At 37.4% G+C, this 14,037-nt stretch carries 13 protein-coding genes; 9 read left to right on the plus strand and 4 right to left on the minus strand.

The genetic code is table 11. The features are described 5' to 3' along the window. Positions 1 to 38: 38 nt before the first annotated feature. Positions 39 to 1,172, plus strand: a complete 1,134-nt coding sequence (locus tag M948_RS40820; RefSeq protein WP_021292404.1) for an NAD(P)/FAD-dependent oxidoreductase — start codon at positions 39 to 41, stop codon at positions 1,170 to 1,172. 70 nt (positions 1,173 to 1,242) lie between these two features. Here the strand turns inward: M948_RS40820 and M948_RS40825 are convergent, their stop codons facing one another. Next, positions 1,243 to 2,088: an aldo/keto reductase gene (locus M948_RS40825; RefSeq protein WP_021292405.1), complete on the minus strand. Its 846-nt coding sequence runs from the start codon at positions 2,086 to 2,088 to the stop codon at positions 1,243 to 1,245. 450 nt (positions 2,089 to 2,538) lie between these two features. Here M948_RS40825 and M948_RS43895 point away from each other — a divergent pair, with 450 nt between their 5' ends. From M948_RS43895 to M948_RS40840, 4 genes are all read left to right on the plus strand, one after another. Further along, positions 2,539 to 2,664, plus strand: coding sequence for a hypothetical protein (locus tag M948_RS43895; protein WP_021292406.1), 126 nt, complete (start codon positions 2,539 to 2,541; stop codon positions 2,662 to 2,664). Positions 2,665 to 2,915: 251 nt separating this feature from the next. Beyond that, positions 2,916 to 3,926: a permease gene (locus tag M948_RS40830; RefSeq protein WP_021292408.1), complete on the plus strand. Its 1,011-nt coding sequence runs from the start codon at positions 2,916 to 2,918 to the stop codon at positions 3,924 to 3,926. 9 nt (positions 3,927 to 3,935) lie between these two features. Next, a complete protein-coding gene (locus tag M948_RS40835; RefSeq protein ID WP_021292409.1) occupies positions 3,936 to 4,862 on the plus strand; it encodes a TIGR03943 family putative permease subunit in 927 nt (308 codons plus the stop codon). A 145-nt stretch (positions 4,863 to 5,007) separates the two neighbouring features. Beyond that, entirely contained in the window at positions 5,008 to 5,667 is a 660-nt protein-coding gene (locus M948_RS40840; protein WP_021292410.1) for a cyclase family protein, read from the plus strand. Positions 5,668 to 5,936: 269 nt separating this feature from the next. On the opposite strand, the gene M948_RS40845 is transcribed toward M948_RS40840, so the two are convergent. The 3 genes from M948_RS40845 to M948_RS40855 are packed head-to-tail and all read right to left on the minus strand — an operon-like array spanning position 5,937 to position 7,898. After that, positions 5,937 to 6,662, minus strand: coding sequence for a hypothetical protein (locus M948_RS40845; protein WP_021292411.1), 726 nt, complete (start codon positions 6,660 to 6,662; stop codon positions 5,937 to 5,939). Then, on the minus strand, positions 6,659 to 7,534 hold the full coding sequence (locus M948_RS40850; protein WP_021292412.1) for an ATP-binding cassette domain-containing protein: 876 nt from the start codon (positions 7,532 to 7,534) through the stop codon (positions 6,659 to 6,661). The genes M948_RS40845 and M948_RS40850 overlap by 4 nt, the downstream gene beginning before the upstream one ends. After that, positions 7,527 to 7,898: a GntR family transcriptional regulator gene (locus M948_RS40855; RefSeq protein ID WP_021292413.1), complete on the minus strand. Its 372-nt coding sequence runs from the start codon at positions 7,896 to 7,898 to the stop codon at positions 7,527 to 7,529. Before M948_RS40855 ends, M948_RS40850 begins: the two co-directional genes overlap by 8 nt. A 548-nt stretch (positions 7,899 to 8,446) precedes the next feature. On the opposite strand from M948_RS40855, the gene araD reads away from it, so the two are divergent. From araD to M948_RS40875, 4 genes are all read left to right on the plus strand, one after another. Further along, the gene (gene araD, locus M948_RS40860; RefSeq protein ID WP_031335809.1) at positions 8,447 to 9,133 is read left to right on the plus strand and encodes an L-ribulose-5-phosphate 4-epimerase; all 687 of its coding nucleotides are present in this window, start codon (positions 8,447 to 8,449) and stop codon (positions 9,131 to 9,133) included. 21 nt (positions 9,134 to 9,154) lie between these two features. Then, the gene (locus M948_RS40865; protein ID WP_021292416.1) at positions 9,155 to 10,837 is read left to right on the plus strand and encodes a ribulokinase; all 1,683 of its coding nucleotides are present in this window, start codon (positions 9,155 to 9,157) and stop codon (positions 10,835 to 10,837) included. A 21-nt stretch (positions 10,838 to 10,858) separates the two neighbouring features. Then, complete coding sequence (araA, locus tag M948_RS40870; RefSeq protein ID WP_021292417.1) at positions 10,859 to 12,346, plus strand: L-arabinose isomerase; 1,488 nt, start codon at positions 10,859 to 10,861, stop codon at positions 12,344 to 12,346. Positions 12,347 to 12,592: 246 nt separating this feature from the next. Then, a complete protein-coding gene (locus M948_RS40875) occupies positions 12,593 to 13,993 on the plus strand; it encodes a sugar porter family MFS transporter (RefSeq protein ID WP_021292418.1) in 1,401 nt (466 codons plus the stop codon). The last annotated feature ends 44 nt before the right edge of the window (positions 13,994 to 14,037 follow it).

Here is a 14,037-nt window from a genome sequence, read left to right on the forward strand (position 1 = left end):
TGCAATTCAGAATAAACATTGGTGCGGGAGTGGTTGGATTGAAAGTGATTGTTGTAGGTACGGGAATTGCAGGAGCAAGTGCTGCTTATCAGCTAGAAAAAGCAGGCGTCGATGTAACAATGATTGACCGGGTTCAAGAAGGAAAGGCTACATCAGCTGGTGCGGGTATTGTCTGTCCTTGGATTTCGAGTGTAGAGAATCCAGATTGGTATCGTATTGCAAAACGAGGGGCAGCATTTTATCCGTCATTGATTGAGAGTCTTCAAGCTGACGGTGAAACAGAAACTGGGTATAAAAAAGTAGGTGCGCTAAGTGTTAGTACAAGTATGGACATATTGGATAGTATAGAGCAGCGAGTAAGAGAAAAACAAAAAACGGCTCCTGAATTAGGTGATATTCGACGATTAAACAAGACAGAAACACAAAACTATTTCCCTATGTTAGCTGATGAGCTCGAAGCAGTCTATGTATCTGGTGCAGCAAGAGTAGATGGACGTTTCTTGCGAGAAGCATTAAAGAATGCAGCACAAAAGCATGGAGCACAATTGATTCAAGGTACAGCAGGGTTAAAAGTTGAAAAAGGTCAAGTGACAGGAGTTGTAGTAGAGGGAGCGTTTTTCGAAGCAGATGCCGTACTTCTTACAGCAGGAGCATGGGCACCTGAATTACTAAAAGACCTGGGGTTGGAATTACATATAGAGCCTCAGCGTGGACAAATTGCCCATATTAAACTATCAAATCAAGATACCTCTAGTTGGCCAGTTGTGTTACCACAAACGAGTTATTATATGCTCGCTTTTGATGATTCGCGTGTAGTAGCCGGTGCGACAAGAGAAACTGGGTCAGGATTCGATCATCGTCTAACGGCCGGAGGTGTACATGAAATACTGCAGGAATGCTTGGAGATAGCACCTGGTCTACAGGAAGGCACATTACAAGAAATACGTATTGGTTTCCGGCCAATGGGACCCGATATTCTACCGTTAATTGGATCGATTAATAAGGTAAAGGGTTTATATATCGCAAATGGACTTGGGGCTTCTGGTTTAACTATGGGACCTTACGTTGGGGCTTTGGTGTCAAAATTAATCATGGGCGAAAGTTTAAGTATTGATTTAAGACCTTATGATCCAATGCGCGCCATCATTACAAAACCCGAGAGAGTTAATTGAAAAGTGCTGTTTACTGCCTCTTTGGCGCAGTAAACAGCACTTTTCTACTTCATCTAGTATAGGGATCGATTTAAAATTCTTCATATGTCGCAGGATCTTGGTCCTTATTTCTACCATCTGGACGAGTTAATTCTGATATAGCGTTCATATCACTCTCTGCTAATGAAAAATCGAAAATGGAAATATTCTCAAGCTGCCGATTATGGGATGCTGATTTAGGAATGGCAATTGCTCCGAGTTGATAGTGCCAACGTAGAATAACTTGAGATATGGTTTTCTGATGCTTGGCTGCAATTTTTCCGATTATTTCATTTTGTAGTACTTCATTTGCCCGCGCTAACGGACTCCAAGATTCAGTCACAATATGATGCTGTTCATGCCATTTTCGCTGTTCTTCTTGATTAAAGAAGGGATGCAATTCGATTTGATTTATACTTGGCAGTACTCCAGTTTCTTTCTTCAGTCGTTGCAAATGATCGGGGAGAAAATTGCATACTCCAATGGAACGAATCAATCCCCATTTTCTGGCATCGATTAATGCTTGCCATGCTTCAACATACATGTTTTGTTTCGGATTAGGCCAGTGAATGAGGTACAAATCATAATAATCTAATTTCGCTCGATATAATGACTCTTGAATGGTAGTAAGTGCCTTATCATAGGCTTGATAACGACCGGGCAATTTTGATGTTATTTTTAACTCTTCTCTTGGAATAGCGCTTCGGCGTATCGCTTCACCTACTGTCCCTTCATTTTCATAGTTATACGCTGTGTCTATTAATCGATAGCCTGCTTGAATGGCATTACTGATTCCATTTGCACCTTCATTCCCATTTAATTTATATGTACCAAATCCAACCATAGGTACACGTAAACCATCATTTAGTGTGATTTCAGGAATTATTTGTTGAACCATGTAGAAACCTCCTTCTGCATTAAGCGTACACATTTAAGGATAAAAGTTCCAACTATTTAACTGCGACAATTCTACGAAAATAAACAATCGTAATGATTACTATTTACAAAATAGGGATCAGCAACTATAATGATAAAATCGTAATTATTACGATTCGCCTTTTAATAGAACAAAGAGTGGTAGGATATTTTAACAAAGAGAAGACGCATAGTGAAAAATCAAAGGTGGTTAAAGGTCAAAACACCAAGCCATTAAAACTTTGGAACTGCGAAAATTCAGGATGTTCCGATAGGCATTTAGAGAACATCTCATCAAAGGCAAGTTCCTGGGGGAAAAGTAACCTAGGTAAAGGTAAGAATTGTAAATGGTCAATATCATTCATTTTTGAGTTATTTTTTGCATATAAATCGTAATGATTACGAATTGATTTTTGATGATGGGGAAGTAAAAATGAAAAATTACGCTCGATTTAGTTTGTTTATTGGTTTGGTTATTCTACTTTTGACTTGTAGTGGCAATGCAGTGAAAACAGCAACTGTAAATAAAGAAAATATGCATGATGTATTACAGATATAAACAACAATGTATCCGTTAGGATATTTCATGAATGAAATTGGAGGGGGAAATCTCCTCGATTATATCATTTGACGCTGATGCCCATACATATACACCAAATTCTCATATCACAGGTGCAGATGGCTTTATCTATAAAGGTCCGAGAGGAATCTAGAAGTATGACCTACAGCCTTAGAAGATTCGTATTTTAGTAAATGAAAAAAACATACATAAGAATGATTGTCCTAAAAATTGAATGAAGGAGGAAAGAAATGCTTGGTAAAATTAGATCAACAGTAATTGATGTAACAGGGGTTCTTATTATTGGGTTAGCAATCTATTTAATTTCAATCAGTGGAACGATTCAAGGGGGCATTACATTGCCGTCCTCGATTTATAATATGAATACAATCTTTCTAAGTATTTTGATCGAGGCACTTCCCTTTGTATTAGTAGGTGTTTTAATTGCTGGGGGGATACAGATATTCATAACCGAAGACCATATTAAGCGATGGATACCAAAAAATCGATTCGCAGCAATTTTAATGAGTTGTGTAGTAGGTGCATGTTTTCCCGCTTGTGAATGTGGAATTGTTCCGATTGTTCGCAGGCTAATTGCCAAAGGGGTGCCAATTTATGCTGGTATTGGTTTTCTTCTCACTGGACCACTTATTAATCCAATCGTTATCCTGTCTACGTATATGGCATTTGGAAATGATTTGAAAGTTGCCCTGTCACGTATGATTATCGGGTTTATTGTCGCTGTTATTGTTGCATTTTTAATTAGCCTATTGTTTCGTACCAATCAACTGAAACAAGAGCTTAAAAATGCAAACCATTGTGAACATGGAACCGCTGCGGTAGGACAACCTGTTACAATGAAAATTTTCCATGTACTGACACATGCTGTGGATGAGTTTTTCGATATGGGAAAATACTTAATAATTGGTGCTTTACTGGCTGCTTTTGTACAAACATATGTATCTTCAGAATCGCTTGTAGCTATTGGAAATGGCCAGATTGCTTCTTCGACAATCGTGATGATGGGGCTAGCATTTCTATTATCTCTTTGTTCTGAAGCAGACGCTTTTATTGCCGCGTCATTTAGTAATTTATTCGCACCTACTGCAATATTGGCCTTTCTTGTATATGGTCCGATGATTGATTTAAAGAACATGATGATGATGTTAAGTGTTTTTCGGGCAAAATTTGTTTTTACCTTTGTAAGCATTGTAACCATTGTTGTTTTTGTAGTATTCATACTTTTAAACCAATTTTATTAGGGGGCAACCATGCGTTTTTATTTCCAACAGGCTGTACGAGCCTTCATATTAATTTTATTTACGATATATATCGTTAAATTGCACTACACAGGAGATATTTTAAAACTAATTAATCCAAAATATGGAACGATCAGTATGATTGGAGTAGTCATCTTACTTATATTGTTCGTCACTCAGCTTCATCGTGTGTTTTCTAAACACGATGAACACAAGCATAACCATGACCATGAAGACCATCATCATGACCATGGTTATTCACCACTAAATGGGAGAAAACTCGTTTCCTATTTTATTATTGTATTGCCACTAATTACCGGATTTTTACTACCACCCAGTACTTTAGATGCTTCCATTGCTGCCAAAAAAGGAGCAATGTTGTCAATTACGAATAACGCGATGCAAGAGCAGAATTCAGGTCAACCACAGGAAAAAGAACAATCAGCAGATGAGAATATGGAAAATGAACAACCGATCCACCAAAATGCACCCGATCCCAATCTCGATTCCAACACGATAAGTATGGAAAAATATGACCAAATCGTTAATCAATTAGGGGAACAAGATTCCATTTTAATGTCAGAACAGGTTTATTCAACGTATTATGAAATGATTAACAAGGAAATGGATTCGTTTGTAGGAAAAGAAATTTCATTAAAGGGATTTGTCTATAAAGAAGATGACTTTAAAAGTAACCAACTTGTTTTGGGCAGGTTCTTAATTACTCATTGTGTAGCAGATTCAAGTATTATTGGTTTTTTATCTTCGGTGGAAGATGCGACAGAATTAACCGAAGATACATGGGTGGAGGCAACAGGAACAATCTATATCGAAGAATATAATGGTACACGGATGCCGGCAATAAACATTTCCGATTATCAAGTAATTGATGAACCTGAACAGCCGTATTTATATCCCATCACGATCAAATATAAATAAATGGGAAGTCTCTATTCAGATTTACTGGAAGAGGCTTTTACCGTAAAATTAAATTAACAGCAATAAAAATATCCTTGAATTAGACTAGTCTGAAGTACATGTGGAATATGTTTAGAATGAGAATATATAGGGGGGAAAGACGCATATGAAACAGTATATTGATTTAAGTCATACAATTGAGGATGGGCTTGTAACATATAAAGGATTACCCGCACCAATTATCTGTGACTATTTAAGTAGAGAAGAATCTCGTAAGCACTATGCGCAAGGCACCGAATTCCAAATTGGCAAAATTGAAATGGTGTCAAATACGGGAACATATGTGGATGTACCATCTCATCGCTATTCCGATGGGAAAGACCTAAATGAGACAGCAATAGATAAGCTGGCAGGTTTGGATGGTGTTCTCTTCCAGATGAACCATAGTCAACAAGCAATTGATGAAACAGTATTTTATAATTTTGATTTAAAGGGAAAAGCTATATTAATTTCAACCGGCTGGGATAGATATTGGAATACAGAACAGTATTATGAGAGGCATCCCTATTTAACGGAAAACGCCGCAAAGTATTTAGTAGAACAACAAGCAGCAGTAGTGGGGATTGATTCTGTCAATATAGATGATACTTCAGGGAATACCAGACCTGTACATACGGAGTTATTAGGTAATGAAATATTAATTGTGGAGCATCTATGCAATTTAAATAAGTTGTTGGATAAGCAGTTCTTGTTCTATGCTGTCCCCCCTAAAATAAAAGAAATTGGTACATTTCCTGTTCGTGCATTTGCCGAAGTAGTATCTTAATGAAAAATTATACAATACAAGAATAATCGTGTAAGCCAACAATGATAAAGGTTGAAGATAATTGGATTTTTCACAGATGACTTCTGGATAACAAATGAAATAGGCATGACTCCAATGGAACAGCACGGTTTGTGATGATCCACTCGGGTAAACAATCGTAGTTAACCCGAGCTAGCTGAAGTCATGCCCAGAGGAGCATGCTCTATTTCAGATGTAACGAATAATTCAATGATTCGAAGTTAGAGCTACTTGTGCTAGTATCCATGATATTAATTGGATACTACTTTATTGCGAAAGAGTCTCACAGCACCTCGTTCTATTGGACCATCTTTTATGAGGAAATATGAAATAATGAATGCTACAATACCAAATCCTGCAACGATATGAACAAAAGCCAAATGATCAACTACAATAAATTGGATTACCTTACTGATGTCACCGAATGTAACATACGTAATTAGAAGTAAAAGTACAACGGTGCTGCCCATTAATAAGCGGAATGTTCCAAAGTATTGCCATACACTATTAATAAGAAAACCAATACCAAACAGAAAAATTCCCCACAAAATATCAACCCACAAATAGAGGAAAAAGCCTGACTCATTTACTAAATCTCCCATATGGAATAATGTGCCTGAGCTAATTCCCTGTTCAATTAAATAATTATTTAAAACGTAAAGCCCATTTAGGACAAGCGATCCAATAAGGATAAAGATCCCCGCGTTGATAAATGCGCTGAACAAGAATTGTTTTCTTGTACCGCCAAACGAGATGATATATTTAAATCCTTTTGTGAAAATAAAAAATGGATATATAAGAAACATGCCGTAATACGGTCCAAAGCTAGCTCCTGCGTTAAATGAACCGTCTGATGAGAATAACATACCTAAAATGATATAAAAAATAGATAATACGGCTGTAATTGTAGTTAGAATATAAAATTGGACACGTAAATCTTCAAACATGACGCGGAAAGGTCCTTTAAATGTGTTCATTTCTTTACCGGCTCCTTTTTAGAAGTTATATTTACGAGATAATCTTGCAGTGGTGCCTTTTCAATATTAACTTTTGCTAGTTTGGCGCGAGCGATCCAATCTTCGTTATAAGGTACATCTAGCATGACATGTACTTGATTGCCTAATTTTCGTTCTTCTAAAATGGTGCTACCAGTAGTTAATTCATCTATTGCGTTTTTTGGACCGTTCAGAATAATTCCTTGCATTTTTAAAGATTCGGTTTCTTCATAACGTGTGATTGTTTGATTGTCGACAATGGCAATCATCTCACATAATGGTTCGATTTCATCAATATGATGTGATGATAAAATAATTAATCGTGGCTGCTCTTCATACGTGTCTAACAGTACATCATAAAATAGTTTTCGCATATGTGCATCAAGTCCATTTGTAGGTTCATCCATAATTGTAATTGGAGATTTGCTAGCTAAACCAATTACAATGCTTATCATTGTTTGCATTCCTTTCGAAAAATGCTTAATCTTCTTTTTCCTTGGTAATTCAAATAAAGACACAAGCTCATCTGCTAAGGCTTGATCCCAGTTTGCACTAAAGTAAGAACCGAATCGCAGGGCATCATTTACATTCCATAGCTCTGAAAAAGGATGATTCTCTTGAATATACGTTACTTCTTTCATTGTATTATTATTGTTATAAGGTGAGATTCCATTAACACGTATTTGTCCGCCATTAGGATTTTCTTGACCTGAAAGGAGTTTCATTAATGTGGTTTTACCAGCTCCATTTCTTCCCCAAAGCCCCATTATAATTGGTTCTGTTTCATGTAAATTCACCTGCTTTAATGCTAGGGAATCCCCATATGAAAAAGTCATGTCATGAATATCAATCATTGGAAGTAGCCTCCTTGATAAATTGAATAATTTGTTCTTCTGACAAGTGAAGTCGTTTTGCTTCAGCCACTAAGGGTTTAACATATTGTTTAAAAAAGTCTTGCTGACGTTCTAAAAGTAATTGACGAACTGCACCTTCAGCCACAAACATGCCTACACCTCGTTGTTTGTAGACTAAACCGGCATCAACGAGCATCGTCAATCCTTTTTGTGCTGTAGCCCGATTTATCTGATAAAACTTGGATAATTCTGTTGTTGAAGGAATCTGATCTCCTTCTGCTATCTCGCCATCAATGATGTCATCTGCAATCATTTCTGCGATTTGCTGAAAAATTGGTTTTGTATCATCAAAATTAGATTGCACATCTGTCTCCTTTCTACAACAAGACATACATAAGGTTGATATGTTGATTGGTTGATCACTCGTGTAATCAACTATACATTGATAATCAAATTTTGTAAAGTTCTTTCGTATATTTCCATATCTTTCTTTAGATATAAAAATCCAGTAAGGTTTGGAATTCCCTTACTGGCAGCAAAAATAAATTTGATTACTGCAACGTATGGGCTCAACCGTCTTTCTGTATTCCGTAATCGAAGCACGTCATGAAATCATTATTATGTACTAAAGCAGGTGCTATCCTATAAAAAAGGAAGGGACCTGTTTGAATACCTGTCATTGCTATCTTTAGTCCCCCTTTCCCTAATGAGTACCTAAGAAAAGAAAATTCTTTACTCTAAAAATGCTATTCACCTAGGTTAAATAAGATTTTATATCTCCATTTATCATCCAATTCAAAAAATACTAGAAAAACATATTGAATGTACGTACGTTTTGTATTATTATTAATTAAAACGGAAAATATATACGTACAAGTATATATTTGGTTTAGGAAAGGTGTTGAATTTAGGATGCTTTACCAATTGAAAGAACAAGTACTTGAAGCAAACTTGGCTTTACCAAAACATAAATTGGTAACGTTTACTTGGGGTAATGTAAGCGGTTACTGCGAAGAGGAAGGAGTAGTTGTAATCAAGCCAAGTGGCGTGCCATATAAAGATTTGACGGTAGAAGATCTTGTTGTTGTTGATTTAGAAGGAAACGTTGTGGAAGGGAACAAAAACCCATCTTCGGATACACCGACGCATTTGATGCTATACAAAAGTTTCCCCAATATTGGTGGAGTTGTTCATACACATTCGCCATGGGCAACGAGTTGGGCTCAGGCTGGAAGGGATATACCAGCTTTAGGGACGACACAAGCTGATTATTTTTATGGAAGTGTTCCTTGTACGAGAAAAATGACTGATGATGAAGTAAAAGGTTCGTACGAGTTGGAAACAGGGAAGGTTATTATAGAGACATTTGAAAATAGGGATCATCTTGCTGTTCCCAGTGTTTTGGTTCATAGCCATGCGCCGTTTAATTGGGGAAAAGATCCTCAAGATGCAGTACATCAAGCAGTTGTATTAGAGGAAGTGGCAAAGATGGCGTTGCATACGTACCAAATTAATCCAGAAACGCCAGTGATGCAACAAAGTCTATTAGATAAACATTATTTAAGAAAACACGGGAAGCATGCGTACTACGGGCAATAAACGATAAGGAGGGAGTTTCTAATGAAAGAAAAATATACAATTGGTATTGATTATGGAACCGAATCAGGGCGTGCTGTATTAGTCTCTTTAAAAGATGGTAAAGAAATCGCAGACCATGTAACTTCATATCGACATGGGGTAATAGATGATAGATTACCTCAAACAGGAGAAAAACTAGGGCATGAATGGGCGCTTCAACATGCTCATGATTATATAGAAGTCATACAGACCTCCGTTCCAGAGGTTTTACAACAATCTAATATCCACCCAGATGAAGTAGTTGGTATTGGTATTGATTTTACAGCATGCACGATTTTACCTGTTGATAAGGATGGACGCCCGCTTATGTTCGATCCAAAGTGGAAAACGGATCCCAATAGTTGGGTGAAATTATGGAAACATCACGCTGCACAAGCTAAAGCAAATAAAATAAACGAAATAGCGGAACAACGTGGTGAAGAATTCTTACCACGGTATGGTGGAAAAATCTCATCCGAATGGATGGTTGCAAAAATATGGCAAGTTCTAGATGAGTCTCCAGATATTTATTATGCAACCGACAAATTTGTTGAGGCAACCGATTGGGTTATTTCCCAATTATCTGGAAATCTTGTTCGAAATAGTTGCACAGTAGGATACAAAGCAATTTGGCATAAACAAGATGGTTTTCCAAGTAAAGAATACTTTAAGGCATTAGATCCACGCCTAGAAAATCTAGCAGAAACGAAATTACGTGGAGAAATCGTTCCATTAGGGACAAATGCAGGTGGTTTAACTGAAGAGATGGCTGATGTTACAGGGCTAAATCCAGGGATTGCCGTTGCTGTAGGAAATGTGGATGCTCATGCTTCTGTTCCAGCGATGGGGGTGACATCGCCTGGGAAAATGGTAATGGCAATGGGAACCTCTATTTGCCATATGGTATTAGGTGATAAAGAGAAAGAAATAGAAGGCATGTGTGGAGTTGTAGAAGACGGAATCATACCAAATTATTATGGATATGAAGCAGGCCAGTCAGCAGTAGGAGATATTTTTGCTTGGTTTGTTGATACATCGGTGCCAGCTTATATTAAAGAAGAAGCTGCACAAGCTGGATTAGATGTTTATCAATATTTAGAAAAAAAAGCAACAGGATATAAACCAGGAGAAACGGGGTTATTAGCACTAGATTGGTGGAATGGAAATCGTTCTGTTCTTGTTGATACGGAACTAAGTGGTCTTCTGCTAGGTATGACCTTACAAACAAAACCGGAAGAAGTATATCGTGCCTTATTAGAAGCCACTGCATTTGGTACAAGAATGATTGTCGATGCGTTTCATCAAAATGGTGTTTCGATTGATGAACTCTATGCATGTGGTGGGTTGCCCCGAAAAAGTAAATTGCTCATGCAAATTTACGCTGATGTTACCAACCGTGAAATTCGAATTGCTGATTCTAAACATACGCCAGCTTTAGGTGCTGCCATGTTTGGTGCTATTGCGGCAGGTTCTGAAAATGGGGGATATGATTCTGCCATTGAAGCTGCAAGAAATATGGCCCGGATAAAAGAAGAGGTTATTAAACCTATCACTGAAAACGTATTCATTTATGACGAATTATTCCAAGAATATAAGCAGCTACATGATTACTTTGGACGCGGTACAAACAATGTAATGAAGCGGCTAAAAACGCTAAGAACATTTGAGGAAAAAGTTACTATATAGAAGATAAATGGAGGTACGAATATGATAACAATGAAGCCCTATACTTTTTGGTTTGTAACTGGAAGTCAGCCTTTATATGGTGAAGAGACATTAAAGGAAGTAGAAGTTCATTCAAAGCGAATGGTTGAAGGTCTGAATAAAAGTGAGGAATTACCTTTTCCTATCACGTTTAAAGAGGTAGTGACGACAGCTAATAATATTCAAAATCTAGTAAGGCACGCAAATACAGATCCTACCTGTGCAGGCGTAATTACCTGGATGCATACATTTTCACCAGCCAAAAATTGGATTGCTGGTTTAAAAGAATTGCAAGCACCACTGTTGCATTTGCACACGCAATATAATCAAAATGTTCCATGGGATTCGATTGATATGGATTTTATGAATACGAATCAGTCGGCACATGGAGATCGCGAATATGGATTTATGGTATCACGCTTAAATCTTTCCAGAAAAGTGGTAGTTGGTCATTGGCAGAATAAACAAGTCATTAGAAAAATTGCAAGTTGGATGCATACGGCAGTGGCAGTATCAGAAGGTTCAACTATCCGTGTTGCGCGATTTGGAGATAATATGCGAAATGTAGCAGTTACCGATGGTGATAAAATTGAAGCACAAATTAAATTCGGTTGGACCGTTGATTATTATGGAATTGGCGATCTCGTAGAAGTTATGAATGAAATTGAAGAAACAGAAGTTAATAAATTGTTTAAAGAATATCAGCAACGGTATCAATTCCCGCAAGAAGCAGCATCCAATTCTGCTATTGGTGAGGCAATTAAGTATCAAGCGAGAATTGAGTTAGGATTAAAATCATTTCTCGAAGAAGGGAATTATAACGCATTTACAACAAATTTTGAAGATTTACATGGGATGAAACAGCTTCCTGGTCTAGCAGCACAACGATTAATGGCTGAAGGTTATGGCTTTGCGGGTGAAGGAGACTGGAGAACGGCGGCATTATTACGAATGATGAAAATCATTTCTCAAAATCAAGACACATCTTTTATGGAAGATTATACGTATCATTTAGAGCCAGAAAATGAAATGATTTTAGGTTCGCATATGCTTGAGGTCTGTCCAACAATATCTGCTACGAAGCCTAAAGTAGTTGTTCAACCATTGGGAATGGGGGGAAAGGAAGCCCCTGCGCGCCTGGTATTTGATGGGAAAGGTGGAGATGCAATTAACGTTTCATTAGTAGAAATGGGTGGTAGATTTCGGTTAATTATTAATGAAATTAAGGCAGAGCAGCCTGAAAAACAAACACCGCATCTTCCTGTGGCAAAAGTTTTATGGAGGCCGCAGCCAACCTTAAGTGAAGCTACAGAAGCATGGATTTACGCGGGTGGTGCTCATCATACGGTTTTATCTTTTCAGGTAACCACAGAGCAGTTATATGATTTTGCTGATATGACAAATATTGAATGTATTGTTATCGATAAGGATACCAAGCTACGAGAATTAAGAAATGAATTGAGATGGAATGAGGCTGCTTACCGCAAATAGAGTGAAAAGAAACATTGAATGTGAATAAATGATAATGAGAGGACGGGTATTTTATCCCACCTCTTCCTACTTACCAAACAAGTACAAGCTATCTCTAAGAATGATTAAGAAAAGATATTAGTTTATTAGTGAAATGAAAGCGGAATCACAATGTGAAGTTTGTTATTAAATGGTAGGTGACAAATTTCCTTCCTTTTACATGCTTACATTGATTCATATCATAACCGATATAAGAGGAGGAGCATCATGGTAAAAAAACATTCATTTTGGTATGTACTTTTACTTTCTGTATCTGCAGGTATGGGAGGGTTATTATATGGTTTTGACACGGCAGTTATTTCAGGCGCTATCGGATACTTACAAGATTTATATGATTTAAGTCCGGCTATGGAAGGTTGGGTAATTTCTTGTGTAATGATTGGTGGTGTAATCGGTGTCGCCATGTCAGGCTTTTTAAGTGATAAGTATGGAAGAAAGAATATATTGTTGGTTTCGGCGGTGTTCTTTATTATATCTGCCCTGGCTTCTGCATTTGCAACAAGTATAACCATGTTAGTTTTTGCAAGAATTTTGGGTGGATTTGGTATTGGGTTTGCTTCCGCATTATCTGTGACTTATATTAGTGAATGCGCGCCACCAGCAATTAGAGGCAGGCTTGGATCGTTATACCAGTTGTTCACTATTTTAGGGATAAGCATCACGTTCTACATTAACTATGGTGTTGCTAATAGTGGTACGTATCAATGGGGCTTAGAGGCAGGCTGGCGCTGGATGCTCGGCTATGGTACGATACCTGGGATCATCTTCTTAGTCTTGTTATTTTTTATTCCGGAAAGCCCTCGTTTCTTGATTAAGAAAGGGAAGGATGAGGAAGCGTATCGTATATTGACTCGTATTAATGGGGAACAAGTAGCTAAAAGAGAAGCGAAAGAAATAAAAATGTCCATTGAAGCAGAACAAAACTCCTCTGCAAAGCAATTATTAAAACCAGGTTTAAGAATGGCCTTAGGGGTCGGAATCTTTCTGGCTTTATTCAATCAAGTCATTGGTATGAATGCAGTAACCTATTATGGACCTGATATTTTTAGGAGTGTAGGATTTGAAAATAATACCGAGTTTTTAGCTACAAGTATTATTGGCAGTGTACAAGTTGTTTTCACAATTGTAGCTATTTTGTTAATTGATCGTTTAGGCAGAAAGAAATTAATGGCGATTGGTTCAAGTCTAATGGCAATTTTTATGCTGCTGATTGGAAGCGTATTCTTCTTTGAACCTGAAAATAGCGGCATATTACTTATTTTGTTTATTGCCGGATTTACCGCTGCTTTCTGCGTTTCCATGGGGCCAATCCCATGGGTTATGATTCCGGAAATCTTTCCGAATCACTTACGAGGGAAAGCGGTAGGAATAGCAACCATTTTCCTTTGGGGAGCAAATTGGGCAATTGGACAATTCACGCCAGTATTAATTAATAATATGGGCGGAGCGTTCACGTTTTGGATGTTCGCGGTCATTAATGTCATTTGCTTCCTTTTCGTAATGACGATCGTTCCCGAAACGAAAAATAAAACATTGGAAGAAATTGCAATGCTTTGGAAACCGAAGAAAAATAAAGAAAAATTTTCACAGAAATTAACCAATATGTAATTTAAAGTTTTGTTATCCTTTGTGATTACACTAGATATACAAAA

The sequence above is a fragment of the Virgibacillus sp. CM-4 genome, from assembly GCF_000445495.1.
Taxonomy (GTDB): domain Bacteria; phylum Bacillota; class Bacilli; order Bacillales; family Amphibacillaceae; genus Virgibacillus; species Virgibacillus salexigens.

Bases quoted from the DNA above. Each gene is read 5' to 3' on its own strand.
- M948_RS40875 (WP_021292418.1), top strand. From the start codon at position 12,593: ATGGTAAAAAAACATTCATTTTGGTATGTACTTTTACTTTCTGTATCT.
- M948_RS40830 (WP_021292408.1), top strand. From the start codon at position 2,916: ATGCTTGGTAAAATTAGATCAACAGTAATTGATGTAACAGGGGTTCTT.
- M948_RS40845 (WP_021292411.1), bottom strand. From the start codon at position 6,662: ATGAACACATTTAAAGGACCTTTCCGCGTCATGTTTGAAGATTTACGT.
- araA (WP_021292417.1), top strand. From the start codon at position 10,859: ATGATAACAATGAAGCCCTATACTTTTTGGTTTGTAACTGGAAGTCAG.
- M948_RS40825 (WP_021292405.1), bottom strand. From the start codon at position 2,088: ATGGTTCAACAAATAATTCCTGAAATCACACTAAATGATGGTTTACGT.
- M948_RS40850 (WP_021292412.1), bottom strand. From the start codon at position 7,534: ATGATTGATATTCATGACATGACTTTTTCATATGGGGATTCCCTAGCA.
- M948_RS40835 (WP_021292409.1), top strand. From the start codon at position 3,936: ATGCGTTTTTATTTCCAACAGGCTGTACGAGCCTTCATATTAATTTTA.
- M948_RS40840 (WP_021292410.1), top strand. From the start codon at position 5,008: ATGAAACAGTATATTGATTTAAGTCATACAATTGAGGATGGGCTTGTA.
- M948_RS43895 (WP_021292406.1), top strand. From the start codon at position 2,539: ATGAAAAATTACGCTCGATTTAGTTTGTTTATTGGTTTGGTTATTCTA.
- araD (WP_031335809.1), top strand. From the start codon at position 8,447: ATGCTTTACCAATTGAAAGAACAAGTACTTGAAGCAAACTTGGCTTTA.
- M948_RS40865 (WP_021292416.1), top strand. From the start codon at position 9,155: ATGAAAGAAAAATATACAATTGGTATTGATTATGGAACCGAATCAGGG.